Genomic DNA, 25,911 nt, shown 5'->3' on the forward strand with positions numbered 1-25,911 from the left:
CCCGAAGGCACACCTATGACGACACTTCACCCAGCTACGCTTCGCGTGGAGCGCGCGACGATCGGCTACGACCATGTCACCATTTCAGAGGATCTTTCGGTTGACATCCCCGACGGTTCGTTCACGGTCATCGTCGGACCCAACGCTTGCGGTAAGTCCACACTGCTGCGCGCGTTGTCCCGGCTACTCAAGCCCTCAGCCGGGCAGGTACTCCTCGACGGCAAGAGCATCTCTACCTACAAGGCAAAGGACGTCGCTCGCAGGCTGGGATTGCTCCCCCAAAGCTCACTCGCGCCCGACGGCATCTCGGTGGCCGACCTGATCGCGCGCGGGCGTTACCCGCACCAGGGCATCATTAGGCAGTGGACCGACCGCGACGAACAGGCTGTCCTTGACGCGATGGCAGCGACGGGCGTCACCGAGTTGTCCGCGCGGCTGGTCGACGAGTTGTCCGGCGGACAACGCCAGCGCGTCTGGGTCGCGATGGTGCTCGCGCAGGAGACTCCGCTGTTACTGCTCGACGAGCCGACCACCTTCCTCGACATCGCGCACCAGATTGAGTTGCTTGAGCTCTTCACTGACCTACACCTGGCGGGAAACACGCTTGTTGCGGTGCTGCACGACCTCAACCAGGCCGCCCGCTACGGCACCCACCTCATTGCGATGAAGGACGGCCGGATCGTGGCCGAGGGGCCACCGGAAACAGTCGTGACCGAAGACATCGTGTCGGAGGTCTTCGGCCTCGCATGCCGTGTCGTACCGGATCCGGTCGCGGGGACCCCCACTGTTGTGCCGCTCGGTCGGGATCGAGGTCGCGGCCCTGCTGGATCCGCCGCTGCGGCAGGCTCGCGTCTCGAACGCGACGCGCCTCGTCCCCCTCACGCCACCACCTCTGCGTAGCTTGGAACGTGCGGCGCCACCACCGCGCCCGTACCCCTCGTCCCTGGCCTAGGAGTTTCATGCCTCTTCCATCTCTGTCACCTACTCGATCACCGCTCAGGAAGCCGGGCCGACGCCGCTGGTACGCGGTGACCTCGGCCGTGGTCGCCGCCGGGCTGCTCGCAGGCTGCGCTTCCGGTGGGGCCGCACCCGACGCACCCGATGCCGCAGCTTCGAGCGAGACCATCAGCTTCAGTTACGAGGGCTACTCGGCCGACATTCCTGCCGATCCGCAGCGGGTCGTCGTACTCGACAGCAGGAGCGGCCTCGAAATGGCGTTGCTTGCCGATTACCCGCTCGTTGCCACCGCCTACGGCACCGACAGCCCACTCTCACCGCTCATTGACGATGACGTTGCGCACCTGAAAAACACCGCGTTTGACCTCAACCGAGAGGAGATCGCGTCGTACAACCCCGATCTCATCGTCGTCGGCGTCGGGTGGTGGAACTTCTACGAGGGCGAGGATTTCAAGCTCGACGAGATTGCTCCGGTACTCGCCGTCAATGACGGACTCGAGGTCGCAGGTGCCTCTGCAGCCACTCCATTCGTCGCGATGACCGATCAGCTGTCGCTTCTTGGCCGCGATCATCAGGCTGACGAGGCCATCGCGGGCTACGAGCAGGCCGTCGCTGACGCGAAGCAGCGCATCGGTGCGGCCACCGAGGGGAAGGTCGTGTCGGTCATCCACGCCCCGAGTGACAATTTCACGGTCATTTCTGACGAGTCGATCTACGAGACAGTTCTCCCGGAGCTCGGATTCACCATCCTAGAGAACGATGAGATCACCAACGCGCCGCCGAACCAGAACGGCATCGGCCACATGCTCAGCTACGAGAACGCGGTGAGTTCGCTGGGCGCCGCTGACATGCTGCTCGTCTACAAGGATGACGTCGCGGCGGATCTCGACCCGCTCCTCAAGCGAGTGCCGTCCGTCGCCTCCGGGCACTGGATCGACGGGAACCTTGCAGAGCGGTTCGGGTTTGCGCTCACCTACACAAGTTTTGTCAACGGCATCGCTGACGCCGTCGAGGGGTTCACGGACTTCTAGCCGCACGCCTCTGCCATGGAACCCGCTGCTTCACCCCGCTACCGGCGGAGGGGCAGCGGGTTCCGCGTCATTGCATCACGGCGCTTCGAGCGCCGGCGCCCCACGGCTCAGGCCCGCTCGGCGACAGGCGGATCGCGATGGAACCGAGCTCGTCGGTGCGGAGTGGGACGGTACCCGCGGCTGCGAGGTCAGCCAGCAGCGCCGTGTTCGGGTGGCCGTACCGGTTTCCCTCTCCCGAAGAAACAAGGCCGTACTGCGCGCCGACCGTCGCGTAGAACCCGACTGCTTGGTCGCGAGAGCCGTGGTGCGCCACCTTGACGATGTCCGTGGTCAGTGCCGGATACCGCGTAACGAGTTCGCGCTGCTCTGTCTCCCCGGTGTCGCCAAGCAGCAAGACCCGCACTCCGCTTACCTCGACCGCGAGCACCAGGCTCGTTGCGTTCGCGGTCGCAAGCTGCCGTCCCGATTCGGGAGCCAACACTTCCCACACCAGCGAATCCGCCACGCCACCGGCAACGCCCGCGCGTCCGACAGCCACCGGCACGCCGCTGCGGGAGACCCGCTTCGCCAACGCTAGCCGCCCTTCGCCTTCGGCGCTCGGTGGGGCGACGAGCGCCCCGTCACTCCGCGCAAGGGCGAACTGCATTGCCCCAACATGATCCATGTGATCGTGCGTCAGCACGAGCAGTGCGATCCTGCGCACCCCGAAGAGATCCAGACACGCGCCGAGCAGTTCTGGATCATCGCCGGTGTCGACGAGCATCACTTCCGAGGGCCGCGCCGGATCACGCAGCAGGATCGCGTCGCCCTGCCCGACATCACACGCGACGACCGCCCAGTCATCCGGAACACCGAGCCGCACCGCGCCAGGCACCACCACCACGACCGCGAGGAACACCCCGGCGCCAATCGCCGCGGTAGCCCACACGAGCCGGCGCAGCGTGGCAGTGCTTCGTAGCCGACCGCGCCACGGCGCCCATCCACCGGAACCGTCACGTAGCGCCGGTGGGGACCCGCGCAGCCACCCGCTGGAGGCCGCCCAGGCGACCCCAAACACCAGGTAGACGCCGGCGAGCAGCGCAGCTCCCGGCCAGCCCTCGGGCCAGTACCACCTGGCTCCCGGCAGTGACGAGCTGACGGCCCCGGCAGCCTCGATCCAACGCGCCGGCAGCACCGCAATGCCAAGCACACACGTGCCAACGCTGGCGCTCACGGGGAGGGTGAGCAGGGCAACCATTCCGAGGCCCGTACCGAGCGGGGCCGCTGGCGCGGCCAAGAGGTTCGCGAGCACACCCCCGACAGGGAGGCCCGGTTGCAGCAGCAACAGCAGTGGGGCGCAGGCGAATTGCGCCACGGCCGCAACTGCAAGGGGAAGCGCCAGGAGTCGTGGCAGGCGCACCCTGCTGCGCAGCCACGCTTCGAGTGGCGCCGCCCACAGGAGAATGCCCACAGTCGCAGTCACGGAAAGCGCAAACCCGGGTTGGATCGCCTGCCAAGGGTCGGCGATGAGCAGCGTGATTGTCGCGAGTCCGAGCGCTGGCAGCGCATGCCGTCGCTTGCCGCCGTAGCTTGAGACGAGCAAGACCACGGCCATGATCGCCGCGCGCTGTACGCTCGCGTCCGGTCCAACGATGATAACGAACCCGCCGAGCGCCGCCGCGCCGCAGAGAATCCGCACGCGTCGTCCGAGGCCCAGTCGCTTCGCGACGGCGGTCATCGCGGTGATCACGAGCGCGCAGTTGGAGCCTGACACCGCGGTGAGATGTGTGAGGCTCGATTCGCGCATCACCCGGTCTAGGTCGTCGCTGACCAGCGTCGTGTCACCGACTGCGAGGCCTGGCACCAGCGCCGCACCCGTGGTGTCAGCCGCCACCGCGTGGAGCGACGCACGCAGTGCAGCCGCAGCCGGGCCAGTCCACCGCCCGATCCCACTGGCAGGCCCGACGTATCTGAGCGAGCTGACACGCACCTCGTAGGCGGCGAGCTCCGCCGGCGGTCCGCGCACCAGGGATCCGGTCACGAGCACGCGCGCACCAGGATGCCAGCGATCATCTGGCGGGCCAGGGAGCCAGAGCATCGCGGGGCTCGGTCGCTCAAGCGGTGTGCCGTCGACGGAAAACAGGGCGGCGCGCACCCAGCTCCGGTCCTCGCCGCCGATGCTCGACGATGGTTTCGGGTAACCGCCGACGCGGGTGAGCATGGTCACGTTGCCGTGTGCCTCGGCGGCGCCCGTGAGCAGGGGATCGCTTCTGGCGCCTTCAATCCCGTCGATCCGAGTGCCGAGCCCCAGAAGCACTGCGCAACCCACAAGCGCGATCCCAACTGTCCGGGTGGGAGGGGCACCAGCGCGGCCCAGCACAAGGACCCAGACCAGGCAGAGCACACTCCCGATGCCAGCGCTCCCCATCGCGAGGAGTCGCCCGCTCCCGGGGAAATGAATGAGCAGCGCCGCCGCGGCCCACGCCACCACCGCGGGCCCAAGCAACCGCCACTGCCCGTGCAGTTGAGCGCGCTGCGGCCGATTTCCGTTCACGTGCTCGCTCTGTCTCGAAACTTCTCCAGGGTTTTCGCGCCGATTCCGCTGACCTCGGTGAGCTGGTCAACGTTCTCGAAGCGACCGTTCGCTTCCCGCCACTCGACGATGCGCTGGGCGAGCGCAGGGCCGATCCCAGAGAGCTGCGTGAGTTGCTCGGCCGACGCCGTGTTGATGTTCACCGTCCCGCCGCTGTCGCCTCCGGCCGCGCTCTGACTGTCCGCTCCCCCTGCCCCGGGCAACGACTGCCCTGTCTCCCGCATGAGCGCAGCAGTTTCCCTGTCGAAGACCTCGATCTGTTCGCCGTCGCTGATCTGACGGGCGAGATTCAACACAGTGAGGTCAGCCCGATCCGTCGGTCCCCCGGCCGCTTCGACGGCGTCGAACACACGCGCACCGGCCGCGAGCTCCACCACGCCGGGCTCGCGCACCTCACCAACGAGGTGAACGAGAACAGGCGCTGCGGTCGTGGCCGCCCAGTCCTCCTCGGTCTCCTCGAGCGGCGAGCCGCCGACCTCAGCGGTGACAGCGGCGTCTGGGTTCAGCCCGATGGTATCGGTCTCGCTGCCGCCGGCGAGGTTTCGAATCATCACACCCGCGGTCAGGGCAACCGCGACAATAAACACGACAATCCCGACGGCAGCCGGCACGCTGACTCCGCGGAGCAGCCGCTGGAGGAGCGAGGGTGACGGCTGCCAGCTCAGTGACGCGCCTCCGGCTGCCTCGCAGGCAGGAGCGCTCACCCACCGGCCCACAGCCGCCGGATCCGACCTCCGTGTAGTGCCGTCAGGCTGCAAAGTCTCAGCCACGGCGGCATCGAGATCCTCCTCGCTCTCCGTCGCGGAACCCCAGCGCGCACGCGCCGGGCGATCGAGGGCATCGGGCCCGGTCCTGGGGTCGCCTGTTGAGGAATACATGCACCCAGCATGGTCAGCGCAACGCGCGCTGTGCCGGCCGGGGCACAATCAGTGGAGAGTCTGCGGCGGCACACGCTCACCTCACGAGTGTGGAGGAAGCACCACCCCGGAGCGCCCGAGCGTATCGATGCGGACTCGAACGGCGTGGAGAGGCGCGACCGGCGGGCGAGCAGCAGGCTGGCAGGCTGGCAGGCTGGCAGGCTGGCAGGCTGGCAGGCTGGCAGGCTGGCTGGCTGGCTGGCTGGCTGGCTGGCTGCTCAGCGGTTAGGGGGCAGTTGGCTGCCAGTCGGGGTGCGCCCCGCGAAGGTTTCCGAACACGGCCTCGATGGGCGCCGCGCCTCGTTGTCCGAACGATCCCACCCAGACGTCACCCGAGAAGCCATACCAGTTGTACGCTTCGGGATCGCCAAACGTGTAGCTGAACAGGGTGACGTCTCCGGATTGGGACTCGACATAGCTCGAGGACCTCAGTTCGGCAACAATATCCTGTGTCACCGCGCTCGGAAGCTCGGCGACAAATAGGTGCTCAACGAGCCCGGAGAGTGGGACTCCCCATACGCACGAGCGAAACTCGACGGCTTCGTCGAGGGCTGCGACTGCGGCGGGCCCCATGCGTGATTGGCGGTACTCCTCTTGGAATGCCGCGCTTGGTCCTACACCTTCCTCAAAGCTGGGCAGGAAGATCTGCTGCGCTTCCTCGTCCGTGATGAGTGACGAGCACTCGGGAACGGTCACATCGAGGTCTCTGTCAGGGACCTCACCCTCGTCTGAGGGGACGGGGGTGGGCGTCGCCGGGGCCCCGGATGCGGTGGGAGCAGGTCGAGTCGGTGTCGCCTCGGGCTCGACGGTCGGCGAGCACCCGAGCAGCCCCACGGCCACGAGACTCAGCACGACAAGGGATCCAGCGCCTCGGCGCGCAACCAACTGAGCGGACATGGCTAGATCGTAGCAGCGGGTGAGGCATCAGCGCTGCCGACCCCTCACCCGCGCCCTTCGGCTGCTAGCTCGCTGGCTTCGTCGCGATCGATACGATCTTCGGAGCGCGCGCGATGACCTTCACGATCTCGCGGTCACCAATGGCGCGCTGGGCGTTCGCTGAAGCGCGCGCTGCCGCCTCGGCATCGACTTCGCTAATCGATGGCGACACCGTGATCTTGTCGCGCACCTTGCCGTCGACCTGCACGATCATCAGCACTTCGTCGACGACCGTGAGCGATGCGTCGCCCTTCGGCCACTCGACGAGCGCAACGGTCGGCTCGTGGCCGAGCATCGCCCACATGTCTTCCGCGGCATACGGCGCGTACATCGACAGCATGACGGCGATCGCCTCAGCTGACTCGCGGACTGCGGGATCGGCGACGCCGCAGCCGGAGTCGATCGCCTTGCGGGTCACATTGACCTGTTCCATGAGCCGCGCGATGAGCACGTTGAACTTGTAGGACTCAGCGAGCTGCGGCCCGTCAATGAGCAGCTGGTGCGTTGCCCGACGCAGCGCCTTGTCGCCGTCGGCAAAGGAGACGCCCACGGGTGCCCCGCCGACCTCAACGTCGTGTGCGATGCGCCAGGCGCGGGCGAGGAACTTCGCCGAGCCCTGCACCGACACGTCGGCCCAGTCGATGTCGTCCTCAGGCGGGCCGGCGAACACGAGCGAGACACGCAGCGCGTCGGTGCCGTGCTCTTCGAGCTCTGAGGCGAACTCGACGATGTTGCCCTTCGACTTTGACATCTTTGCGCCGTCGAGCAGCACCATGCCCTGGTTGAGCATTTCGCTGAAGGGCTCTTCAAAGTCGATGTAGCCGAGGTCAAACAGCACCTTGGTGATGAAACGTGAGTAGAGCAGGTGCAGAATCGCGTGCTCGACGCCGCCAACGTACTGATCGACGGGCGCCCACTTCTTCGCCTCTGCGGGATCGAACGCCTGCGTAGGATCGTTCGCCGAGAGGAAGCGGAAGAAGTACCACGAGCTGTCCACGAAGGTGTCCATCGTGTCGGGGTCGCGCGTGAGCGTCTCCCCCGTCTCGGGATCGACGACGGTCGCCCACTCGGTTGCCGCGCCGAGCGGCGAGGATCCCTTCGGCTTGAGGTCGAGGCCTGCCGCATCGGGCAGCTTCACGGGGAGTGACTCCTCGGCGACGGGCTGCATCGAGCCGTCTTCAGAGTAGAGGATCGGGATCGGGGTGCCCCAGTAGCGCTGGCGCGAGATGAGCCAGTCGCGCAGGCGGTACGTGGTCGTCGCGCGGCCGGTGCCACGCGCTTCAAGAACCTCGATGGCGCGGGCGATTGCCGCGTCCTTGCCGAGTCCGTCGAGCTCGGCGGAGTTCACCATCGTGCCCTCGCCGGAGGTTGCGACACCCGAGACTGCGGGATCCGCGAGCGGTTCACCGTCTTCGTCGCGCACGTCGACGACAACGCGCACCGGGAGGTCGAATTTCAGCGCGAAGTCGAGGTCGCGCTGATCGTGCGCGGGCACGGCCATGATCGCGCCGTGGCCGTAGTCGGCGAGCACGTAATCAGATGCCCAGACGGGAATGCGCTCGCCACTCACGGGGTTCACGGCGAAGTGGTCGAGGAAGACGCCGGTCTTTTCGCGGTCGGTGCTCTGCCGCTCGATCTCGGTCTGCTTCTGCGTCTGCTCCATGTATGCCTGGAATTGCATCCGCACTGCCGGTGATGCTCCGGCAGCGAGTTCGGCGGCCAAGTCGGAGTCCGGGGCGACCACCATGAACGTCGCGCCGTGGAGCGTGTCGGGGCGGGTCGTGAACACGGGAACGCGCGCTGAGCGGCCCTCGATCTCGAATTCGACCTCTGCTCCGTGCGAGCGGCCGATCCAGTTGCGCTGCATGCTAATGACCTTGGAGGGCCAGCGTCCCTCGAGCTGGTCGAGGTCGTCCACGAGACGATCAGCGTAGTCGGTGATGCGGAAGTACCACTGCGTGAGCTTCTTCTTCACGACAACGGCGCCGGAACGCTCGGAGGTGCCGTCCGCGAGCACCTGCTCGTTCGCGAGCACCGTCTGGTCTACCGGGTCCCAGTTCACCCAGCTGGCCTTGCGGTAGGCGAGGCCCTTCTCGTACATCTTCAGGAAGATCCACTGGTTCCACTTGTAGTACTCGGGGTCGCTCGTGTGGAGCACGCGGCTCCAGTCAAAGGACGGCGCGTAGGTGCGGAACGAAGCCTTCTGCTGCTCGATGTTCGCGTAGGTCCACTCGCGCGGATCGATGCCGCGCTGGATTGCAGCGTTCTCGGCGGGCAGGCCGAAGGAGTCCCAGCCGATCGGGTGCAGCACGTCGTGGCCCTGGCCGCGCCAGTAGCGGGCCATGATGTCGCCGAATGCGAAGGCTTCCGCGTGTCCCATGTGGAGGTCGCCCGACGGGTACGGGAACATGTCGAGCACGTACTTCCGTGGCCTGTCTGATTCGAGGCCGACGGGCACCTCAAACGGCTTGAGCTCATCCCAGACGGGTAGCCAGCGATCCTGGATCGCCTTGAAGTCATAGCCCTGCTCAGCATCCTGCTGGCCGGTTCCCTGCTCGCTCACACGCACCTCAACACTCGTCGATCATTTCCGGCCTCTGGGACCGCACACATCCACCCAGTTTATCCCGCCGAGCGTCAAAGGTTTGCCAGCATCGCGGCAGCCTTGAGATCTCGCTCCCGCCGCTCGGCCTCCGGGACAGAATCGATCGTGATTCCCCCGCCTGCGCCCACGAGGGCACGGCTGCGCGTCGCGGTGTCAGCAGACCACACCGTCCCGGCTGCTGCGCGCAGTTCGACGCCACGAATCGTCATGGCCAGCTCGGCGTCGCCGCCGTCGTCAATCCATCCGAAACAGCCCGCGTACAGCCCGCGTGGCCCGGCTTCGAGGACCGAGAGAACCTCAATCGCGCTTCGTTTCGGGGCACCCGTCATCGATCCGCCGGGGAAACACGCTTCGAGTGCGTCGTACACGTCGGCTCCCGCACGCAGCTCCCCCGCAACCGTGCTCACCAGTTGGTGCACCCGCGGATGCGTTTCGACGGTGAGGAACCGTTCCACCCGCACCGAACCGACGGCGCACACTCGGGCAAGGTCGTTCCGCATGAGGTCGACGATCATGAGATTCTCAGCCCGCTCCTTCGGGTCGGCGGCAAGCTCGGCCGCGAGTTCCCGATCCCGATCCGCCGATTCGCCGCGCGGTCTCGTGCCCTTGATCGGATGCGTCGAGACCGTGTGGCCTCGCACACTCAGAAAGCGCTCAGGGCTAGCGCTCACGAGCGCGCGGCCGGGCATCGAGATCACCCCGCCCCGCATCGCGCCCTGCCGCAGGCGCCCGTATAGTTCGAGCGGCGACGCCACTGTGTGCGCTTCCGCGGTGTCTGTGAGGCACAGCACGTACGCGTCGCCCGCGCGGATCGCAGCGCGGCAGTCAGCTACGCGTGCCTCGTAGTCGTCGCCACGCCACACGTGTTGGGCCAACTCGTGAGCGGGGTGCAGTCTGGCCGCGCGCGCGGGCGTCGTGGCCACTGGTGCGGATCGGGTCGTAAGCAGCGCTGATAGTCGTGCGGCCGCGGCAGCGTCGCCGCAAATCTCGGCCGATCCTGTGTCGTGGTTCACCACGAGCACGGCGTCCGCACGCAGCGCAAACGCGGGCGCTGCGTCGTCCACAGGGGCGTCAGCGCCCACCAGCGCAACCCCGAATTCGTAGCCGAGGGCTGCGATCCACCCCGCGGCCAAGCCGGAGAAGACCCGCGGTGGTCGTGCGGCTGCTGCACCCTGCTGCTGCGCGCGAAGCGACGCCAGAAAGTCCCGTTCGCGACCACGCTCAGCCTCGCGCACTTCGCTGGCAATGCCCAGGTAGCTCACGCGGCGCTCGCCGGGCGCAGCTGCCTCACCGTCGAGCCAAAACCAGGCGTTGCCGCTTTCCTCGAGTACCCGAGCAGCATCGATCGCCGTCACTGCGACTCCCCCACGTTCCACCCTCACAGCGTAGTGCTACGCTCGCGCCATGAGTACTTCCGCTGGCGCGCCCGAGCTGGTTGCAGCTGACTCGTTTCGCGTGCGAGTGCGCGACGGCCGGGCAGAGGTGCGCGGATTCGAGCAGCACATCGAGCGCTTTCGGTGGGCGGTCAGCGACGCGATGCTGGCTGACGGCAGCGGCAGCCGTCCCGAGGTCTCAACGGTCGAGGAGTCAACTCGGCGGGCCGCAGCAACGAGCGCGCTCTTCGACCCAAACCCTGTCGCAGCCCCCGCCAGCTTCTCGTGGCTGGTGCACGACTCCCCTCTCACCGCTGCGGAACGGGCAACGCTCGACGCGTTCCTGATCGAGTCCGGCGCCGAGATCGAGCGTTTCGGCGAGGGGTTTCCTCGGCTGGAGATGTGGCGTGATCCAGACGGGTCCACACGCTTCGCGCGCTCCCTGCGACCGCTCCCACCGCTCGGGGAGACGCTCCAGCTCACGTCAGTCGTTGCCGCACCCTGCGCACACGCGCGCCGCAAGGGGCCCAACATCGCCAGCTACTCTGCGCTCAACCGCAGGCTCAGCGCAGAGGCAGTGCTCGTCGACGCCACTGGATTTGTCCGGGAAGGGGCGACGACGAGTTTCGTCTGCTGGCCAGACGACAGCGAGCAGACGGGCTATGTCAGTGACTCCGACGCACGCGTCGCCTCAGTCACGGAGGCAATCTTGGTTGCGGCGGCGGCACAGCGGCTCGTCGGCGAAAAGCCGAACCGCACCCGTGCTGGCCTGCTCGCCCGCGCTAGCGCAACCGTGAGCGAACTGCAGCGCGCTGAAGTGTGGGCGGTTAACGCGCTCCACGGGATCCGCACTGTGTCCCACATCGACGGCGTCACACTCCCCTCGCACAACGCGAGCCGGCTTCAGTGGTTCCGCGAGGCGCTCGACCGCTCGTGGCAGCCGGTCGAGCCCGTCACGCGCGGGGACGCTCGCCCGTAACGAGGCTCCTCACAGTTGAAGGTGTAGCGATGGCAAGGAATCGTGGTGAGCGCGGGAGGCCACGACCACCACACTCTCAATCCCAAGGCATCCCCGGCCTGAATTGCTCATCAGCCATGACCTCAGCGAGGTCATGAGCCTTTTGCTGCAAATCAATCCTGACCTCGCTGAGGTCATGGCAGGTGAGCGTCCGTACTCGTGAGGTCTACACCTGCAACTGTGACGGGGCGCTACAGCTCCAATCGCGCAGAAACTGGGATGCCGTCTGGCAGCCCGGTGTGCGTGATAAGGATCACCGCGCGGTCATCGGGGATCGCACCCAGCAGGTCACGCAGCAGGCGGTCGGCGACGAGCTGGTCGACTCCGGCAGTCGGCTCATCAAGGATCACCACGGGGAAGTCCGCAAGGATCACGCGCGCCAGCGAGATACGCTGCATCTGGCCGCCGGACACGAGGGTGCCCCGCTCGCCCACCTTCGCGTCGAGCCCGCCGCGCTCACGCACCCACTCGCCGAGTCCAACCCGTTCGAGCACCGCAAGCAACTCCTCGTCGGTGGCGTCCTCGCGGGCAAACTTCAGGTTCTGCCGGATGTCGGTGTTGAAGAGGTGCGGCTGCTGCTCGCAGAGGCCAACGAAGCTACGCACGGCAGCCCCGGTGAACTCGCGCGCCTCGACGCCGCCGAGGCGGTAGCTCCCGCCGTAGTCGAGGAAGCGGGCGAGTCCGAGGGCGAGTGTGGATTTGCCACTCCCGCTGTCGCCGGTGAGAACGAGCAGTTCAGCTGGGCCGAGTTCGAATGAGAGCCCGTCGATGACGGTTCTCCCGCCCGGATGTGCCACCGACAGGTCGGTGACCGCGAGCAGCGGTACACCGGGCACTGCTATGGGAACGCCCGCTGCCCCGGTATCCGCGGCACTTACTTCGGGGTCGATCGGGATCTCGCTGGGCAGCGCACCGTCAGTAAGCCGTGCGACGCGCTGAGCGCTGGCTTCGACCGTCCGCCGTGCAGTGAGCGCGGCGAACACCTGGGCGAACACGTCGAACACCGCAGCAGGCACCACGACGATCGCAGCGAACACCGGCGCCGAGAACGCTGTCCCGGCCCCTGGCGCGACCGCGAGCAGAATCGCAACGGAGGCAATACCCGCGCCAAGCGCGACGATCGCGCCGGTGAGCCCCGCAGCCCTGGTCCGGGTGAGCTGTACACGGGTGAGCCGATCCTCTGCCGCCTCGATCCGGGCGCGCTGCGCCCCCAGCGCGCCAAACGCGGAGAGGACACTCGCCGAGGCGAACCGGTCCAGGAGCGCGTCGGTGAGTCCGGAGCGAGCGTCGGCAAGCTCGCGGTCGCTGCGCCCAGCGATGCGCTTCGACAGCCCAGCGCCGACTGCTGCCGCAATCACGAGGATCACCGCGAGGATTGCGGCGGCAGTGGGCGAGGCGATCGCGATGACCAGCACAGTGAGGCCCGTGACCGTCAGGCTGACGATGAGCGGTTGCCGCACCCGCAGCGGGTGATCCTGCAGCTGGTCAACGTCATCGACGAACGTCGCGAGGATCTCCCCGCGCCGAGAGCATTCGATCGCCCCAGGCACTCGCGGCACGAGCGCAGTAAACGTCTCCGCACGGAGCTTCGACAGCTGGAACAGGGCCGCGTCGTGGCTCGAGAGCCGCTCCGCGTACCGGAACGCTGCGCGGCCGATCGCGAGTGCGCGCACGCCCACGATGGCGAAGGTGAGGTGGAGGATCGGCGGCTGCGCACCAGAGCGAGTAATGAGCCACATGCTCAGCGCGAGCAGCCCGACTGCGGCGCCGTCGGAGAGGATCCCCAGGAGCTGGCCAGGGAGCGCGCGCCGCCACGTGGGCGTGGCGCGCTGGAGCACAGTTTCGACGCTCACGGACGAACCTCCTGATCGCTAGCTGGCGCTGCGGCCGTTGCCGGAGCAGCGGCGCTGTCCTGGACTGCAGGCGTGATCTCGACAATTCGATCTGCCGCGTCGAGAAGCGCCGGACGATGGCTGACCACGAGAACGGCACGGCCCGCCTGCGCCTCTGCGCGGGCAACGTCAATGACGAGGGCTTCGCTGCCGGCGTCGAGCGCGGAACTCGGCTCGTCGAGCAACAGCACTTCGGCTGACACATCCGCTGCCCGGTAAAGCGCACGCGCAATGGAGACGCGCTGCGCCTGCCCGCCCGACAGCCCGGATCCGAGTGCGCCGAGCACTCGATCGAGCTGGAGGTCGTGCAGGCCAAGCCGATCCAGCGCGTGCCGCGCGAGCGTGGGGTCTGGGTTCGCGTTGCCAAGACCGACGTTTTCGAGAATAGTTCCCTGCACGAGCCCAGCCTGCTGCCCGGCCCAAGCGATCGGTCCGCTTGCGGCGACACTGCCAGAGTCAGGCTCCACGAAGCCAAGCGCAGCGGCGAGAATCGACGACTTTCCGGCGCCCGAGGGGCCCGCCAAGGCGACAAACTCGCCCGGCCCAACCGCGAACGATACCGGGCCAGCCACGACCCGCTCGCCGCGCACGATGCGCGCGTCCGCGACAGAAAGACCAGGAAGCGCAACTGCCGGGGCGGCGTGGCCACCCTCGGCGTCGCCGTGTGCGATCGCGGTCGGGAGTGCGGTTCCTTCGATAAGCGCGAAGACATCCTCGGAGGCGGCTAGGCCCTCCGTTGAGTCGTGGAACGCCGCTCCCACCTGGCGGATCGGCACAAAGACCTCGGGCAAGACCAACAGCACGAATAGGCCGAGTGCGAGCGGGAACTCCCCCGCCACGAGCCTGGTGCCAACGGTGACCGCGACGAGCGCGATCGAGAAGGTGCCGGCAAGATCGAGCACGAATCCAGAGAGGAAGGTGACACGCAGTACCTTCATGGTGCGCGAGCGATACTCGTCCGTCTCACGCTCGATGCGCGCGGCCTGACGCTTTTCGCGTCGGAAGATTTTGAGGGTTGGCAGCCCCTCAACGACGTCGAGGAACGATGACGACAGTCGTTGGAGCTGATCCCACTGCTTGCCCTGAACGGACTGCGTTGCCAGCCCGATGAGCACCATGAACAGCGGAATGACCGGGAAAACCAGGAGGACAGTGATGCCGCTCAGCAGGTCTGAGAAGAGCACCGTCGCGACGAGGATCGGCGTCGCGACGACGGCAAGAATGAACTGCGGCACATAGCCAGAGAAGTAGCCATCAAGTGCGTCGAGGCCGCGTCCGAGGATCGTCGCGAGCTTCGCGTCGGGCATTCCGGCGGTGGCCTCGGGACTGCGGGCGTCGAGCGCGTCGAGCGCTGCGGATCGCAGCTGTGCTTTCACCTTGACCGCACCACGAGCGGCGAGGAGATCCATCCCCCAGCCTGACAGGGCGCGAACCGCGGCGGCGGCGAGAGCTCCGGCCGCGAGCCAGGGCAGGCTGCTGGGGGCGTAGACGCCCTCAGCAACCTGCCCGGCTCCGGCGGAGTCCCAGATCCCCTCGTACACCGGGATAGCGACAGCCGCTATCGCCTGAGCAAGGAACCAACTCCAGGCGATGATCGCGACGGTGCGCACTACTCCGAGTAGCGCACCGAGCGCGAACACCGTGCGGGCTGCTCCCGCAAAACGCAACAGGCGTGGGTCGAGGGGTTTCATCTGGGTCGGGGCCGCCTAGGCGGCGACCTCGGCTGGCGACTCAACCGGGATCATGTCCTGGGTGAGCCGTTTGCGGAAGACCCAGTACGTCCAGCCCTGGTAGAGCAGCACGAGCGGCAGCGTAAACACCGCAACCCAGGTCATCACTTCAAGCGTCATCTGCGAGCTGGCCGCTCCAGCGACGGTCATCGACTCAGCGGCGTCGATGCTCGAGATCATCACGTTCGGGAAGAGCGCGGCAAAGATCGTGAGCAGCGCGAACGCGATCGTCACGGTGTTGCCGACACATGCCCAGCCCTCGCGGCCCATGAGGTTTGCCACCCAAGCGCCGATGAGCGCGACCGCCGCAATTGCAGCGCACGCGATAATGAGCATGATGTTCGGGTTCGACAGGTGCATCACGATCGTCCAGACAAGCCAGGCGGCGGCCAGCACGATCGTCACGAGCCCAACGTTCTTCGCCATCTTCTGAGCGTTCTCGCGCATCGCACCCATCGTCTTCAGCGCGACGAACACGAGTCCGTGCGTGAAGCAGAGGAGCATGACGACGATTCCGCCGAGCAAGCTGTACGGGTTCAGCAGCGTGAGGAGCGTGCCCTCGTACAGCCAGCCCCCACCCTCCATGGTGCGGATCGGGACACCGTTGATGAGGTTCGCGAATGCGACGCCCCAGAGCAGCGGAGGCACGACCGAGCCCCAGAAGATGAACTGGTCAAACCAGCGAGTCCAACGGACTCCCTTGCGCTGGTGCCGGAACTCGAAGGACACACCGCGGAGGATGAGCGCAACAAGAATGATCAGCAGCGGGAGGTAGAACCCGGAGAACATCGTCGCGTACCACTCCGGGAACGCGGCGAACAGCGATGCACCGGCAACAATGAGCCAGGTCTCGTTGAGATCCCAGACCGGGCCGATCGTGTTGATGAGCACCCGGCGATCAGTGTCTGTCTTTCCGAGGAACGGCAGGGACATGCCCACACCGAAGTCGAATCCGTCGAGTACGAAGTACCCGATGAACATGACGCCGACGATGAGGAACCATACGGTTGTCAATTCCATGATCCGTCTCCTTTCCTAGTAGACCGTCGCGAGTTGGTCATGGTCGATCGTGCCTGAGCCGTCGTCACCGTCATCGTCCTTCCCGGCGATCTCCGGCGGACCCTCCTGCGCGACCTTCTTAATGAGCCCGAACTCCACGACAGCCAGGCCGCCGTAGACGATGGTGAAGACGGCGAGGGAGATGAGCACGGCCCACGCCGGCACTCCCGGCGAGACTCCTTGTTCGGTCGTCATCACCCCAAACACGATCCAGGGCTGACGGCCCATCTCGGTGAAGATCCAGCCGACGAGCGATGCGAGCATCGGGATCGGTGCGGTCCAGATCGCTACGTTCCATACCCACTTGGGGAGCTCGACAGTCTTGCGTGTGATCCAGAGACCCACAACCGACACGAGTGCGGCGAGTGCGCCGAGACCGATCATCCAGCGGAATGCCCAGTAGGTCACCCAGACGATCGGCACGAAGGATCCGTCGGTCGGGCAGGTGAGCAACGTGTCTCCGGCGCCACAGTACATCTCCGTGTACTCGGCCTGCAGATCGTTAATGCCCTCAACAGTGCCGTCAAGCGTATTCGTTGCGAGGAAGGATGCCAGATACGGAATACGTACTGAGAAGATCTCATGCGCGCCATCCGGGGTACCGAGGCTGAACAGCGAGAACGATGCGTCTCTGCCTGTCGAGGTGTTGTACATTGCCTCGGCTGCCGCCATCTTCATCGGCTGCGTCTCAGTCATGACGAGTCCGAGGAAGTGGCCGCTGAGTGCCGTTCCCGCGAACGCGATGATGTTCGTCCACGCGCCAAAGCGAAGCGTCGTGCGCATCTCATCAACGAACTGGCGCCGCTTGAGGTGCCACGCAGCTACCGACACCATGACCACGCCAGCAAACATGAGCGCGGCGAGGATGGTGTGGGGGAACTGTGTCAGCGCGACTGGGTTCAGCAAGACATCAACGATGCTCGTGAGTTCGGCGCGGCCGCGCTCCCCGTTGATGGTGAACCCCTCAGGGTTCTGCATGAACGCGTTCGCCGCGAGGATGAAGTACGCGGAGAGCACGGTGCCGATCCAGACAAACCAGATCGTCATCAGGTGAATCTTCTTCGGGAGCTTGTCCCAGCCGAAGATCCACAGGCCGATGAATGTCGCCTCGAAGAAGAAGGCGATGAGGCCCTCCATCGCGAGCGGCGCGCCAAAGATATCGCCAACGAAGCGGGAGTAGTTCGACCAGTTCATGCCGAACTGGAACTCCTGCACGATGCCGGTCACCACGCCCATGGCGAAGTTAATGAGGAAGATCTTTCCGAACAGACGTGTCAGCCGGAGGTACTTCTCTTTACCGGTGCGTACCCATGCGGTCTGCAGAATCGCGACAAGCAGCGCCATTCCAATGGTGAGGGGCACAAAGATGAAGTGATACAGGGTGGTCAACCCGAATTGCCATCGCGCGAGCGAGACCGGGTCTAGGAACTCATTCATTTGTTCTCCTAAAACCAGGAGATCAGCGATCGCCGCGCGAAAACGCACTTCTCCCGTAGGAATTCCCTACGGGCGGGTGTGCCCGCGGGGTGTTGGCCAAAGCGCCAACTGTAGCCAGTATATGCAAGCTGGGAGTTCGCTGCGAATCAAGTTTGATGTCAAGATTGTTTTCTCATGGGGCCGCACAATGGCAGGGTCTGATTCGTCATACACTGGCTGAGTGACTTCGCCAGACGACCTGCCTGACAGCCGACCACGCTTTGCGGCGCGGTTTGAGGATCGAATCCACCGCAGCAGGGCGAAGCAGGCCGTCAAACGCGGCAAGATGCCGTCGGTGATCCCCTACATCGGCTACGGCACCACCGAGTGGGTACGCGTCCTGGGACGGGTGCTCTACCTGCGCCCGGACACCAGTGAGCATTCGCGGTTCCGCCCCGACGTGCAAGAGGTGTCGCGCGTGCGTGGCTGGCGCACGTTCACGAGCGTCTACGTGCCGTACCAGCGGGTGACCGTGTTCGTCGATGGTCGCCCGGTGACGGAGGTCGTTGCGGATCGCGGGGGTGTGATCGATTCCATCGTGCCTGTCGCCCTCTCCCCCGGCTGGCACACGGTCACACTTCAGGTCAGCGACGAGGAGGCAGCACACGCCCCGGTCAAGGTTATGGACCCCGGCTCCCAGCTCGGAGTGCTGTCGGATGTTGATGACACCGTACTCATCACTGCTCTGCCGAAACCATTCGTTGCGGCCTGGAACAGCTTCGTGCTCGTGGAAACTGCGCGGCGCGCGACGCCAGGCATGCCTGTGCTCTACGATCGGCTCGCGAAGCGACACACCGGCTCTCCGTTTATTTACCTCTCAACGGGGGCGTGGAACGCTGCTCCCGCGCTGAGCCGCTTCCTCGCACGCAACCTGTACCCCATGGGCCCGCTCCTGCTCACCGACTGGGGCCCAACACACGACCGCTGGTTCCGCAGCGGTCGTGAGCATAAGCAACGGGAGCTCAAGCGACTCGCGGTCGAATTTCCGAATGTTCGGTGGATCCTCTTCGGCGATGACGGCCAGCACGACGAGGCGCTGTACTCGGAGTTTGCCCGCGAGCACCCCCAAAACGTCGCCGCCGTTGCTATCCGGCAGCTGTCCGTCGGGCAGGCAGTGCTTGCTGGCGGCCGTTCAAAGGCGGAGCAGCAGAAGGATGCGAGCGGCATCCCCTGGGTCTACGGCCCTGACGGGGCGACGCTCAGCGAGGAGCTCGGCAAGCTCGGTCTCCTATGACTGACGCCGCAAGCCCATGGTGGCGCCGCGCCGAACAGCGCGTCACTGGCCGTTTCACCGTAACCTCACGACCGCCCGCGTTGCAGCTGGCTAAAGCCGGCGGAGCAGCCGTGCTCAGCTGGTTCGTGTGCCTGCTCCTGTTCCCCGGGTCCCTGCCCATGTTTGGTGCGATCGCGGCGCTCATCGTCGTGCAGGAGAGCGTCGATCAGTCGCTCACCAAGGGCATCGAACGCGTTGTCGGCGTGCTCTTCGGCGTCTCCGTTGCGCTCGGTGCTGGCGCGCTGTTTGGGACGAACTCCTGGCTGTTCATTGCCGCGATCCTCGTATCCATGGGGGTCGGGTGGCTGCTGCGGATGAGTGCGACATCGACGAACCAAATCGCGATTACGGCGATGCTCATGATCGCCCTCGGCGGCTCCGAGCTCGGGTACGGTGTCGAGCGCCTCGTCGAAACTGCGATCGGTGCCGCGATCGGAGTCGCGGTCAACGCAATCATCGCCGCCCCCGTACGCACCGATGTGACACACGAGGCAATCTCCTCATTAACCGCGCATGCCGCCAGGGCGCTCGACCGCCTCGCCGACGCCCTGGAGGAGCCCCGTGACGAAGCGTGGCTTGAGGACATGCTCGACTCGGCACGGGAGCTGCACGAAGAGCGCACCCAGGTGCACGCGTCGCTGCGCCGGGCCCGCGAGAGCCTTCGACTGAATCCGCGGAGTCGTCGCCACATGCGACAGCTACTCGCCGACGACGCGCTCTTTCAGCGGGTCCAGCCCATCGTCACCCAGGTCATTGGCATGTCCAGGGCGCTCTACGATCTCTACGATCCCGAGCTGGTTGAGGATCCATCCGTCATCGGCATGGGGCAGGAGATTCGCCGCGCCGCCCACGACCTTGAGCGTCTCGGGTCTGCTACCGCAGACACGACAGCGGCCCCGGAACCGCCGGCACTCACAGCACCGTATACGATTTCGAGGCCGCCGCCACGCCATTGGGTACTCATCGGCTCACTCATGGAGGATCTGCGCCGCGTGCGCGGTCGCATCACCGGCGAGCTGGAGTAGCCCCAGGGACTTGTTGGGCTACTGAACCAGTGCTGCCTGCACATCGATGGTGATCGTGACGTCTTCGCCGAGCAGGAAGCCACCCTTTTCGAGCGGGGCGTTCCAGGTCAGGCCGAAGTCCTCGCGCTTCACAACGCCGACTGCGGTGAACCCTGCCTTGTAGTTGCCGTAGGTGTCGTCGCCGAATCCACCGAACTCGAAGTCGAAGGTGACGGGCTTCGTCACGCCGCGCATGGTGAGGTCACCGTCGACCTTGAAGTCGCCGTTGACGACACGCACCCCGGTCGAGGTGAAGGTGAGCTGCGGGAACTGGTCTGCTTCAAAGAAGTCGCCGGTGCGGAGGTGGCCGTCGCGATTCTTTTCGTTGGTGTTGATCGAGGCGACCTCTGCTGCGGCCGTAACCGACGAATCCAGGGGGTTCTCGCCGGTCACAAAGGTGGCGTCGAACTGCTCGAACTTGCCCTTGACCTTGCTGATGGCGAGGTGACGGATCGCGAACCCGACCTCGGAGTGCGTGGCATCAATCTTCCAGGTGCCTGCACGGTAGCCGGGGATCTGATCAGCGGTGAGCGTCATAAGAGTAAACCTTTCGAAAAACTTGTCTTGCGCCAATCTAGAAACTCTCTATTGGCTGTCCTGAAGTATCGCGGACACTAGAGACAACTTACATGCATGCGCATCTATTCCCAATTTGGTGGATTTCTTTTCCCCGCCCACGAACCCGCCAGAAACTCCGGCACGAACCTCTCGCCATTTCGTCGTTTATTTTCAGAAGAGTGTCATTTGCACCACGCATGCTGGCCTCAATGTCGGACGTCCATGTTTGACTTCTCGCATGAGCCAAGCACTCCAGATCAGCGAAGAGGCCATGACCGGCCTCGAGGTCGCAACGCGCGATCTCCGGCTCGCGGAGGCGAAACGAATTGATCACCTCGCACGCGGCTTTCGCGCACTCCCACCGGGAAAAATGCCTGAGCGAGCCTACCTGGCAGAGGCGGCACTGATCTTCGGCTGCTCCGAACACCGGGTGAAATCGCTGCTCGGCCTCGCGCTCACGCTGTCAGATGAGTACATTGACACCGCTGGTCTGGTCCGCGACGCGCGGCTCACGCTGCGGCACGCGGAGGTCATCACCGATGCCGGCCGGGTCATCACGAACATCACCGCCGCGGGATGTGACGACGCAGCAATCGCGCATCCCCGGGAGCAGCAGCGCATTGCCGAGGCGAGGCGCAAGGAGTACGAACAGGCTGTGCTCCCCCATGCACTGGAGCTCACGCCAAACCGGCTCGCTCCCGTGGCCAAACGCCTCGCCGAACAGTGGGCGGTCGAGCCCATCGAAGAGCGCCAAGCCCGAGAGGCAGCGCGTCGCAGGGTGGCGGTTGTCCCCCTTGACGATGGAATGGCAGAGCTTCGCGCCTACATGCCGGCGGTGCAGGCCTACGGGCTGTTCGATCACCTCACCCGGATCGGGAAGGCTGCAAAGCGCAAGACGATCCAGGCGCCACCGATTCCCGGCGTGCGCACCACGGCAGGGTCGGCTGAACCTGCCCCCGAGCTTGGGGAGGCGCCCGCTGCGGACGATACGCGAGGCCTTGACCAGATCCGAGTCGGCGCACTCTACGACCTGCTGTCTCGGGACCCCTTCGACGCGGCCGCAATCGCATCAGGGACGTCCGGGAGCGGCCTCCAGGGTCGGGTGCAGCTCGTCGTCACCGCCGAGGGATTTGAAGCGCTCGTCACGAAGCACGGTGGCACCGTCATGCGAGACACTGCGTACGATCCGGGTGCGGTGAAGTGCGCACTCAAAGGGTACGGGCCCATCGGTATTGACTCAGCACGGCCACTTATCGCTTCCCAAACACGGTGGGACGTGGTGACGGTCTGCAAGCACACCGGAAGCGTCATTCGAACCGATAGCTATCGCCCCAATCGAGCTCAGGTCCGTTTTGTCTCGGCGAGGGACGAGCATTGCAGGCACCCCGGCTGCATGGCTCCCGTGTACCGCTCAGAGATTGATCACACCATCGACGCCGCTCTCGGCGGACCCACAGCAACCGACAACCTCGCGCACCTGTGCCTCATGCACCACATACTGAAGGGTGAGTCGGATTGGACAGTAGTCCAGGGCGAGGGCGGCGTGCTCGTGTGGACGTCACCGACCGGTCGCACATACGTCGAGCGACCCCCAGATCTCCTCCCCGAACTCACATCAGTGCAAGCTGACGCTGCGGCGCCATGGCCCGAAGCGGGGCAAGATCGGCAGGCGGCGAACCCAGCTCAGCGAAGCCACGTCAGATTCGAAGCGGACGACGATGATCAATCCGGCTCAGCCGACGGCAACCACCCGTTCTGAGCGATTTCAGCCCCGTGAAGCGCTGAACCTCGGCGCGTTCACGCTACCGAGGACGGCGCTTTGCGGCAGCGCGGGCTCGCTCTGCGGTCTGGTCGACGCCGGCACGCGGCTCGAACGCGTCATACCGCCGCTGAGCAGCAGTAGCGATCAGGAAGTCACTGATCGCGGGGTTCTTCGGCAGCAGCGAGCCATGCAGATACGAGCCGAGCACGTTGCCGCTGCGGGCGCCCCCACTCCCGTCGTCGGGGTTGTTTCCTGCGCCCTGCAGCACCGTGCCAAGCGGCTCAGAGCCGCTGCCGAGCACCGTGTAGCCACTGTGGTTCTCGTAGCCGATGATCTCGCCGAAGTCGCGTGAATCCACGACAACATTGCCAATCATGCGCTCGTCGCCCCCGCGTGTCTCTACGTCGAGCACTCCAATGCCCTGCAGCGTAGAACCGGAGGTCGTGACGAAGCGATGCCCAAACAGCTGGTAGAGGCCGCAAATGACGAGCATGGGGGTTCCTCCCTCAGCGAGTGCCTGAAACTCGGCAGCGCGCCCTGCTAGATCCGCTGCGACGCGAATCTGGCCGGAGTCCTGTCCGCCTCCACCGATGACGATGTCGACATGCTCCGGTAGCGTGTCCCCGATATTCAGATCCACAACGCGCGGCTCGAAGCCGTGCGCCCGCGCACGGCGGGTGAGCGCGAGCAGGTTGCCACGATCGCCGTAAATATTCATATCCCTGGGGTACAGAGAGAGGATGACGAGTTCGCGCTGGTCTGCCATTAGATATCCTCTACGTGGGTGAGCTCGCCGAGCTTCTTTCGGAGCCCGAGCATCGCGGTGTAGGTGCAGTAGATGCGCCGCGGGCTCCCGACCGTGCGCTTGCGGAACGCAGCGAGCGCCGTCCCGAGATCTTCTTCGACGGCACCGACCGGTACATCGTCGTGTTCGAGGCGGAGCGCCATGTCCCACGCCCGCGTTCCGGTGACCGTATCAACGCCGCCGTCGACGAGCGACTCGAAGTCGACGTCCCACAGCCACGACATGTCACGTCCGTCGGCGTACTGGTCATTGATCGCGATCATCACCGCGACGCCCTCGGCATCGAACGAGGCAAGTCCGAGCCGAAAGCCGGCCGGGTTTTTGACGAGCACAAGTTCGAGCGGTTGGCCGTCGAGTTCGAGCTTCTCGCCGCGACCGAATGCCGGACGCACGGTCGCGAGCGACTCGAGCACCGCGGGGGTTGCCGCCGTAGACGCAAGCCCGGCCGACACAGCGGACTGCAGCACGGCGCGCACGGTCACGAGCGCCGCTGCCGCGTTGTACGTGTTGTACAGACCTTCGAGCTGCAGCGGCGTGGCGAAAGCCTCACCGTCAATCTCGAAGGTGGCCTCATTCTTGCCGAGCTCCAGCAGCGTAACGTCGGGCGTCGGGCGCGCATCCCGGGCAGACGAAGTGTCCTGCTCAGATCCGCCGGGCGTCGCGTGGAAATCATCGTCACCCGGGAAGGTGCTCAGCAGCGCGGGTGCCAGCCCGAACTCGCGGACTTCGGGGCCTGCGCCGCGGGCAGCCCGCTCGCGTGTGCGCTCACCGATTTCAGCGATGAGGCGATCCTCCCGGTTCACGACCAGCACGTCGCTCGTCGCGTCCGCGATGCGCTGCAGATACCGCGCGGTCGTATCGATTTCGCCGAACCGATCGAGCTGGTCACGCAGCACGTTGAGCAGCAGTGTGAAGCGCGGCTTCACTCGCTCAATGAAGAACATTGCGTGGGCCTCATCGAGCTCAAGCACGGCGACGTCAGCATCGAGATTCCCGCCAAGTGAGCCTTCTTCAACCATCGCAGCGACGACACCTCGCGAGAAGTTCGAGCCGGTCCGGTTCGTGAAGACCTTCAGTCCCTGCGCCTCGAGCATCTCAACGATCATTTTCGTGGTCGTCGTCTTACCGTTGGTGCCGCTCACGGCGATCACGCCGAGCGGCAGACGTTCAAGACCCCGTGCCATAAAGCCAGGATCGAGCCGCTCGACGACGAGCCCGGGTAGCGCTGATCCGCCACCTCGGAGCCTCGCCACCGCTCGAACCGCTTTGCCGGTCGCCGCAGAGAAAAAATCACGCATGGATCAAGGTTAGTCGTCCAGGAGGTCAGGCCTGACGCGACGCGTCCGTTCAACGCTCTGTTCGTGCCGCCACTTGTCAATCGCAGCGTGGTTGCCAGACAGCAGAATGTCAGGGACACGCCGCTCGCGCCATTCGGCGGGCTTGGTGTAGCTCGGGTACTCAAGCAGGCCGGACTCGTGCGATTCCTCGACAAGGCTGTCAGGGTTCCCGACGACGCCTGGCAGCAGTCGTCCGATCGCCTCGATCATCGCGATCGAGGCAACCTCTCCCCCGTTGAGCACGTAGTCGCCAATACTCACGAGCCGCACGCGGCCGCGCTCAGCGTATTCGTCGAAGACGCGCTGGTCGATGCCCTCATATCGGCCGCAGCCGAAGACGAGGTGAGACTCGTGTGCAAGTTCACGAGCCATCGCCTGGGTGAACACGTCGCCGGCTGGCGAGGGGAAGATGATGAGCGGATCCGCCGCATCTTCCCCCGCCAGGATCCCGTCGAGCGCGTGGCCCCACGGTTCCGGCGTCATCACCATCCCGGCGCCGCCGCCGGTCGGCGTGTCGTCGACCGTGCGGTGCTTGTCCAACGCTGAGTCGCGAAGGTCGTGCACGTTGAGGTCGATGAGGCCCCGGTCTCGAGCCTTCCCCATGAGCGACAGTTCGAGCGCGTCGAAGTAGCCGGGGAAGATCGTGACGACGTCGATTCTCACGCGTCGGATCCTGGGTTCTGGGTGCCGTCTTCGATCGCCCCTTCGCCGAAGAGCCCCGCGGGAGGCGTCATCGTGACGACTCCTGCAGCAAGGTCGACGCTGGGCACGATAGCTTCGACGAACGGTACGAGCACGATGCCACCAGGCGTCTGCACCGACAGGAGATCCTGCGCTGGGAAGTGCTGGACCTCGGCGACGGTCCCGAGCTTTTCGGTCGTGCCGTCCTCGAGCGGCTGCACGACGTCGAGCCCAACGAGCTCGTGGTCGTACCAGGCGTTCTCTTCTGAGCCAGCCGCAACCGCCTGCTCGTCAATCCACAGGATGGCGCGGACGATGCTTTCGGCGGCGGTGCGATCAGGCACCTCGACGAAGAATCCAACGGGCATGCCGTTGAACCACTTGAGCTCACGCAGCTCGATGATCTTGCCAAACCAGGGCGAGTCCTCGGGCACCTGCAGGTGGAACGTTGCACCGGGCACGAACCGAAGGTCCGGGTTATCCGTGAACATCTCCAGCTTCACGCCGCCCTTGAGGCCGTGTGGCTTGGTGAGGCGTCCGACACGCAAACTCCCCGCCCCGCTAGCGGGACGGGGAGCTTGCGCACGCTTGGAAGCGTCAGCCATCAGCCGGCCTCAGGTGCGTCGGTGTCGACAATGTCGACGCGCACGCGGTCACCGGTTGCAAGCGCAGAGATCACCGTGCGAAGCGCCTGAGCGGTGCGGCCACTACGGCCAATCACTCGCCCGAGGTCTTCGGGATGCACGCGAATCTCAAGGGTCTCGCCGCGGTTGCCCGCGCGCTGGTTGATGCGCACCTCGTCAGGGTGGTCGACGACCCCCTTGACGAGATGCTCAAGCGCATCAGCGAGCACCATTTCAGCCAA

Annotated in this window: 21 protein-coding genes; 6 read left to right on the forward strand and 15 right to left on the reverse strand. The window is 65.6% G+C overall.

The genetic code is table 11. The annotated features are described in order from the left end of the window. Positions 1 to 15 precede the first annotated feature (15 nt). Entirely contained in the window at positions 16 to 900 is an 885-nt protein-coding gene (locus tag AUL38_RS08305; RefSeq protein WP_059060998.1) for an ABC transporter ATP-binding protein, read from the forward strand. Between the two features lie 59 nt (positions 901 to 959). Further along, positions 960 to 1,988, forward strand: coding sequence for an ABC transporter substrate-binding protein (locus tag AUL38_RS08310; RefSeq protein ID WP_083506708.1), 1,029 nt, complete (start codon positions 960 to 962; stop codon positions 1,986 to 1,988). A gap of 67 nt (positions 1,989 to 2,055) precedes the next feature. Here AUL38_RS08310 and AUL38_RS08315 read toward each other — a convergent pair whose 3' ends face one another. From AUL38_RS08315 to AUL38_RS08335, 5 genes are all read right to left on the reverse strand, one after another. After that, positions 2,056 to 4,521, reverse strand: coding sequence for a ComEC/Rec2 family competence protein (locus tag AUL38_RS08315; protein ID WP_059061002.1), 2,466 nt, complete (start codon positions 4,519 to 4,521; stop codon positions 2,056 to 2,058). Further along, a complete protein-coding gene (locus AUL38_RS17730) occupies positions 4,518 to 5,438 on the reverse strand; it encodes a helix-hairpin-helix domain-containing protein (RefSeq protein WP_235590657.1) in 921 nt (306 codons plus the stop codon). Before AUL38_RS17730 ends, AUL38_RS08315 begins: the two co-directional genes overlap by 4 nt. A gap of 264 nt (positions 5,439 to 5,702) precedes the next feature. Then, positions 5,703 to 6,374, reverse strand: a complete 672-nt coding sequence (locus AUL38_RS08325; protein WP_153006524.1) for a hypothetical protein — start codon at positions 6,372 to 6,374, stop codon at positions 5,703 to 5,705. 64 nt (positions 6,375 to 6,438) lie between these two features. Next, entirely contained in the window at positions 6,439 to 8,976 is a 2,538-nt protein-coding gene (gene leuS / locus AUL38_RS08330) for a leucine--tRNA ligase (RefSeq protein ID WP_059061232.1), read from the reverse strand. 74 nt (positions 8,977 to 9,050) lie between these two features. Next, a complete protein-coding gene (locus tag AUL38_RS08335; RefSeq protein WP_059061006.1) occupies positions 9,051 to 10,394 on the reverse strand; it encodes an anthranilate synthase component I family protein in 1,344 nt (447 codons plus the stop codon). Positions 10,395 to 10,422: 28 nt separating this feature from the next. Between AUL38_RS08335 and AUL38_RS08340 the strand changes: the two genes are divergently transcribed. Next, complete coding sequence (locus AUL38_RS08340; RefSeq protein ID WP_059061008.1) at positions 10,423 to 11,370, forward strand: hypothetical protein; 948 nt, start codon at positions 10,423 to 10,425, stop codon at positions 11,368 to 11,370. Positions 11,371 to 11,600: 230 nt separating this feature from the next. On the opposite strand, the gene cydC is transcribed toward AUL38_RS08340, so the two are convergent. Genes cydC through AUL38_RS08360 form a run of 4 tightly spaced genes read right to left on the reverse strand, consistent with a single transcriptional unit; the run spans position 11,601 to position 17,527 of the window. After that, positions 11,601 to 13,262 carry a thiol reductant ABC exporter subunit CydC gene (cydC, locus tag AUL38_RS08345; RefSeq protein ID WP_059061010.1) on the reverse strand — a complete coding sequence of 554 codons (1,662 nt, stop codon included), beginning with the start codon at positions 13,260 to 13,262 and terminating at the stop codon, positions 11,601 to 11,603. Further along, positions 13,259 to 14,992 (reverse strand): thiol reductant ABC exporter subunit CydD, encoded by a 1,734-nt coding sequence (gene cydD / locus AUL38_RS08350; protein ID WP_083506709.1) that lies wholly within the window; start codon positions 14,990 to 14,992, stop codon positions 13,259 to 13,261. Before cydD ends, cydC begins: the two co-directional genes overlap by 4 nt. A gap of 15 nt (positions 14,993 to 15,007) precedes the next feature. Further along, positions 15,008 to 16,051 (reverse strand): cytochrome d ubiquinol oxidase subunit II, encoded by a 1,044-nt coding sequence (gene cydB / locus AUL38_RS08355; RefSeq protein ID WP_059061012.1) that lies wholly within the window; start codon positions 16,049 to 16,051, stop codon positions 15,008 to 15,010. Between the two features lie 15 nt (positions 16,052 to 16,066). Next, positions 16,067 to 17,527 (reverse strand): cytochrome ubiquinol oxidase subunit I, encoded by a 1,461-nt coding sequence (locus AUL38_RS08360; protein ID WP_059061014.1) that lies wholly within the window; start codon positions 17,525 to 17,527, stop codon positions 16,067 to 16,069. 220 nt (positions 17,528 to 17,747) lie between these two features. Here AUL38_RS08360 and AUL38_RS08365 point away from each other — a divergent pair, with 220 nt between their 5' ends. Continuing rightward, positions 17,748 to 18,800, forward strand: a complete 1,053-nt coding sequence (locus AUL38_RS08365) for an App1 family protein (protein ID WP_235590658.1) — start codon at positions 17,748 to 17,750, stop codon at positions 18,798 to 18,800. Further along, the gene (locus AUL38_RS08370) at positions 18,797 to 19,864 is read left to right on the forward strand and encodes an aromatic acid exporter family protein (RefSeq protein WP_059061016.1); all 1,068 of its coding nucleotides are present in this window, start codon (positions 18,797 to 18,799) and stop codon (positions 19,862 to 19,864) included. The genes AUL38_RS08365 and AUL38_RS08370 overlap by 4 nt, the downstream gene beginning before the upstream one ends. 18 nt (positions 19,865 to 19,882) lie before the next feature. Here the strand turns inward: AUL38_RS08370 and AUL38_RS08375 are convergent, their stop codons facing one another. Then, positions 19,883 to 20,440, reverse strand: a complete 558-nt coding sequence (locus AUL38_RS08375; protein WP_059061018.1) for a YceI family protein — start codon at positions 20,438 to 20,440, stop codon at positions 19,883 to 19,885. A 259-nt stretch (positions 20,441 to 20,699) separates the two neighbouring features. Between AUL38_RS08375 and AUL38_RS08380 the strand changes: the two genes are divergently transcribed. After that, positions 20,700 to 22,220, forward strand: coding sequence for an HNH endonuclease signature motif containing protein (locus tag AUL38_RS08380; RefSeq protein ID WP_083506710.1), 1,521 nt, complete (start codon positions 20,700 to 20,702; stop codon positions 22,218 to 22,220). A 43-nt stretch (positions 22,221 to 22,263) separates the two neighbouring features. Here the strand turns inward: AUL38_RS08380 and AUL38_RS08385 are convergent, their stop codons facing one another. Genes AUL38_RS08385 through AUL38_RS08405 form a run of 5 tightly spaced genes read right to left on the reverse strand, consistent with a single transcriptional unit; the run spans position 22,264 to position 25,899 of the window. Further along, a complete protein-coding gene (locus tag AUL38_RS08385; protein WP_059061023.1) occupies positions 22,264 to 22,989 on the reverse strand; it encodes a type 1 glutamine amidotransferase in 726 nt (241 codons plus the stop codon). Further along, entirely contained in the window at positions 22,989 to 24,326 is a 1,338-nt protein-coding gene (locus tag AUL38_RS08390) for a Mur ligase family protein (protein WP_059061025.1), read from the reverse strand. The genes AUL38_RS08385 and AUL38_RS08390 overlap by 1 nt, the downstream gene beginning before the upstream one ends. 9 nt (positions 24,327 to 24,335) lie before the next feature. Then, on the reverse strand, positions 24,336 to 25,028 hold the full coding sequence (trmD, locus tag AUL38_RS08395; RefSeq protein ID WP_059061027.1) for a tRNA (guanosine(37)-N1)-methyltransferase TrmD: 693 nt from the start codon (positions 25,026 to 25,028) through the stop codon (positions 24,336 to 24,338). Beyond that, positions 25,025 to 25,651: a ribosome maturation factor RimM gene (rimM, locus tag AUL38_RS08400; protein ID WP_059061029.1), complete on the reverse strand. Its 627-nt coding sequence runs from the start codon at positions 25,649 to 25,651 to the stop codon at positions 25,025 to 25,027. The genes trmD and rimM overlap by 4 nt, the downstream gene beginning before the upstream one ends. Then, entirely contained in the window at positions 25,651 to 25,899 is a 249-nt protein-coding gene (locus AUL38_RS08405) for an RNA-binding protein (RefSeq protein WP_059061257.1), read from the reverse strand. The genes rimM and AUL38_RS08405 overlap by 1 nt, the downstream gene beginning before the upstream one ends. Positions 25,900 to 25,911: the final 12 nt, after the last annotated feature.

The sequence above is a fragment of the Leucobacter sp. G161 genome (assembly GCF_001482305.1).
GTDB lineage: Bacteria > Actinomycetota > Actinomycetes > Actinomycetales > Microbacteriaceae > Leucobacter.

Excerpts from the sequence above, each read along its gene's own strand:
- AUL38_RS17730 (WP_235590657.1), bottom strand. The coding sequence starts at position 5,438 with ATGTATTCCTCAACAGGCGACCCCAGGACCGGGCCCGATGCCCTCGAT.
- cydB (WP_059061012.1), bottom strand. The coding sequence starts at position 16,051 with ATGGAATTGACAACCGTATGGTTCCTCATCGTCGGCGTCATGTTCATC.
- AUL38_RS08310 (WP_083506708.1), top strand. The coding sequence starts at position 960 with ATGCCTCTTCCATCTCTGTCACCTACTCGATCACCGCTCAGGAAGCCG.
- AUL38_RS08375 (WP_059061018.1), bottom strand. The coding sequence starts at position 20,440 with ATGACGCTCACCGCTGATCAGATCCCCGGCTACCGTGCAGGCACCTGG.
- rimM (WP_059061029.1), bottom strand. The coding sequence starts at position 25,651 with ATGGCTGACGCTTCCAAGCGTGCGCAAGCTCCCCGTCCCGCTAGCGGG.
- AUL38_RS08390 (WP_059061025.1), bottom strand. The coding sequence starts at position 24,326 with ATGCGTGATTTTTTCTCTGCGGCGACCGGCAAAGCGGTTCGAGCGGTG.
- AUL38_RS08380 (WP_083506710.1), top strand. The coding sequence starts at position 20,700 with ATGAGCCAAGCACTCCAGATCAGCGAAGAGGCCATGACCGGCCTCGAG.
- cydD (WP_083506709.1), bottom strand. The coding sequence starts at position 14,992 with ATGAAACCCCTCGACCCACGCCTGTTGCGTTTTGCGGGAGCAGCCCGC.
- AUL38_RS08385 (WP_059061023.1), bottom strand. The coding sequence starts at position 22,989 with ATGGCAGACCAGCGCGAACTCGTCATCCTCTCTCTGTACCCCAGGGAT.
- AUL38_RS08360 (WP_059061014.1), bottom strand. The coding sequence starts at position 17,527 with ATGAATGAGTTCCTAGACCCGGTCTCGCTCGCGCGATGGCAATTCGGG.
- AUL38_RS08340 (WP_059061008.1), top strand. The coding sequence starts at position 10,423 with ATGAGTACTTCCGCTGGCGCGCCCGAGCTGGTTGCAGCTGACTCGTTT.
- AUL38_RS08325 (WP_153006524.1), bottom strand. The coding sequence starts at position 6,374 with ATGTCCGCTCAGTTGGTTGCGCGCCGAGGCGCTGGATCCCTTGTCGTG.
- AUL38_RS08370 (WP_059061016.1), top strand. The coding sequence starts at position 18,797 with ATGACTGACGCCGCAAGCCCATGGTGGCGCCGCGCCGAACAGCGCGTC.
- AUL38_RS08305 (WP_059060998.1), top strand. The coding sequence starts at position 16 with ATGACGACACTTCACCCAGCTACGCTTCGCGTGGAGCGCGCGACGATC.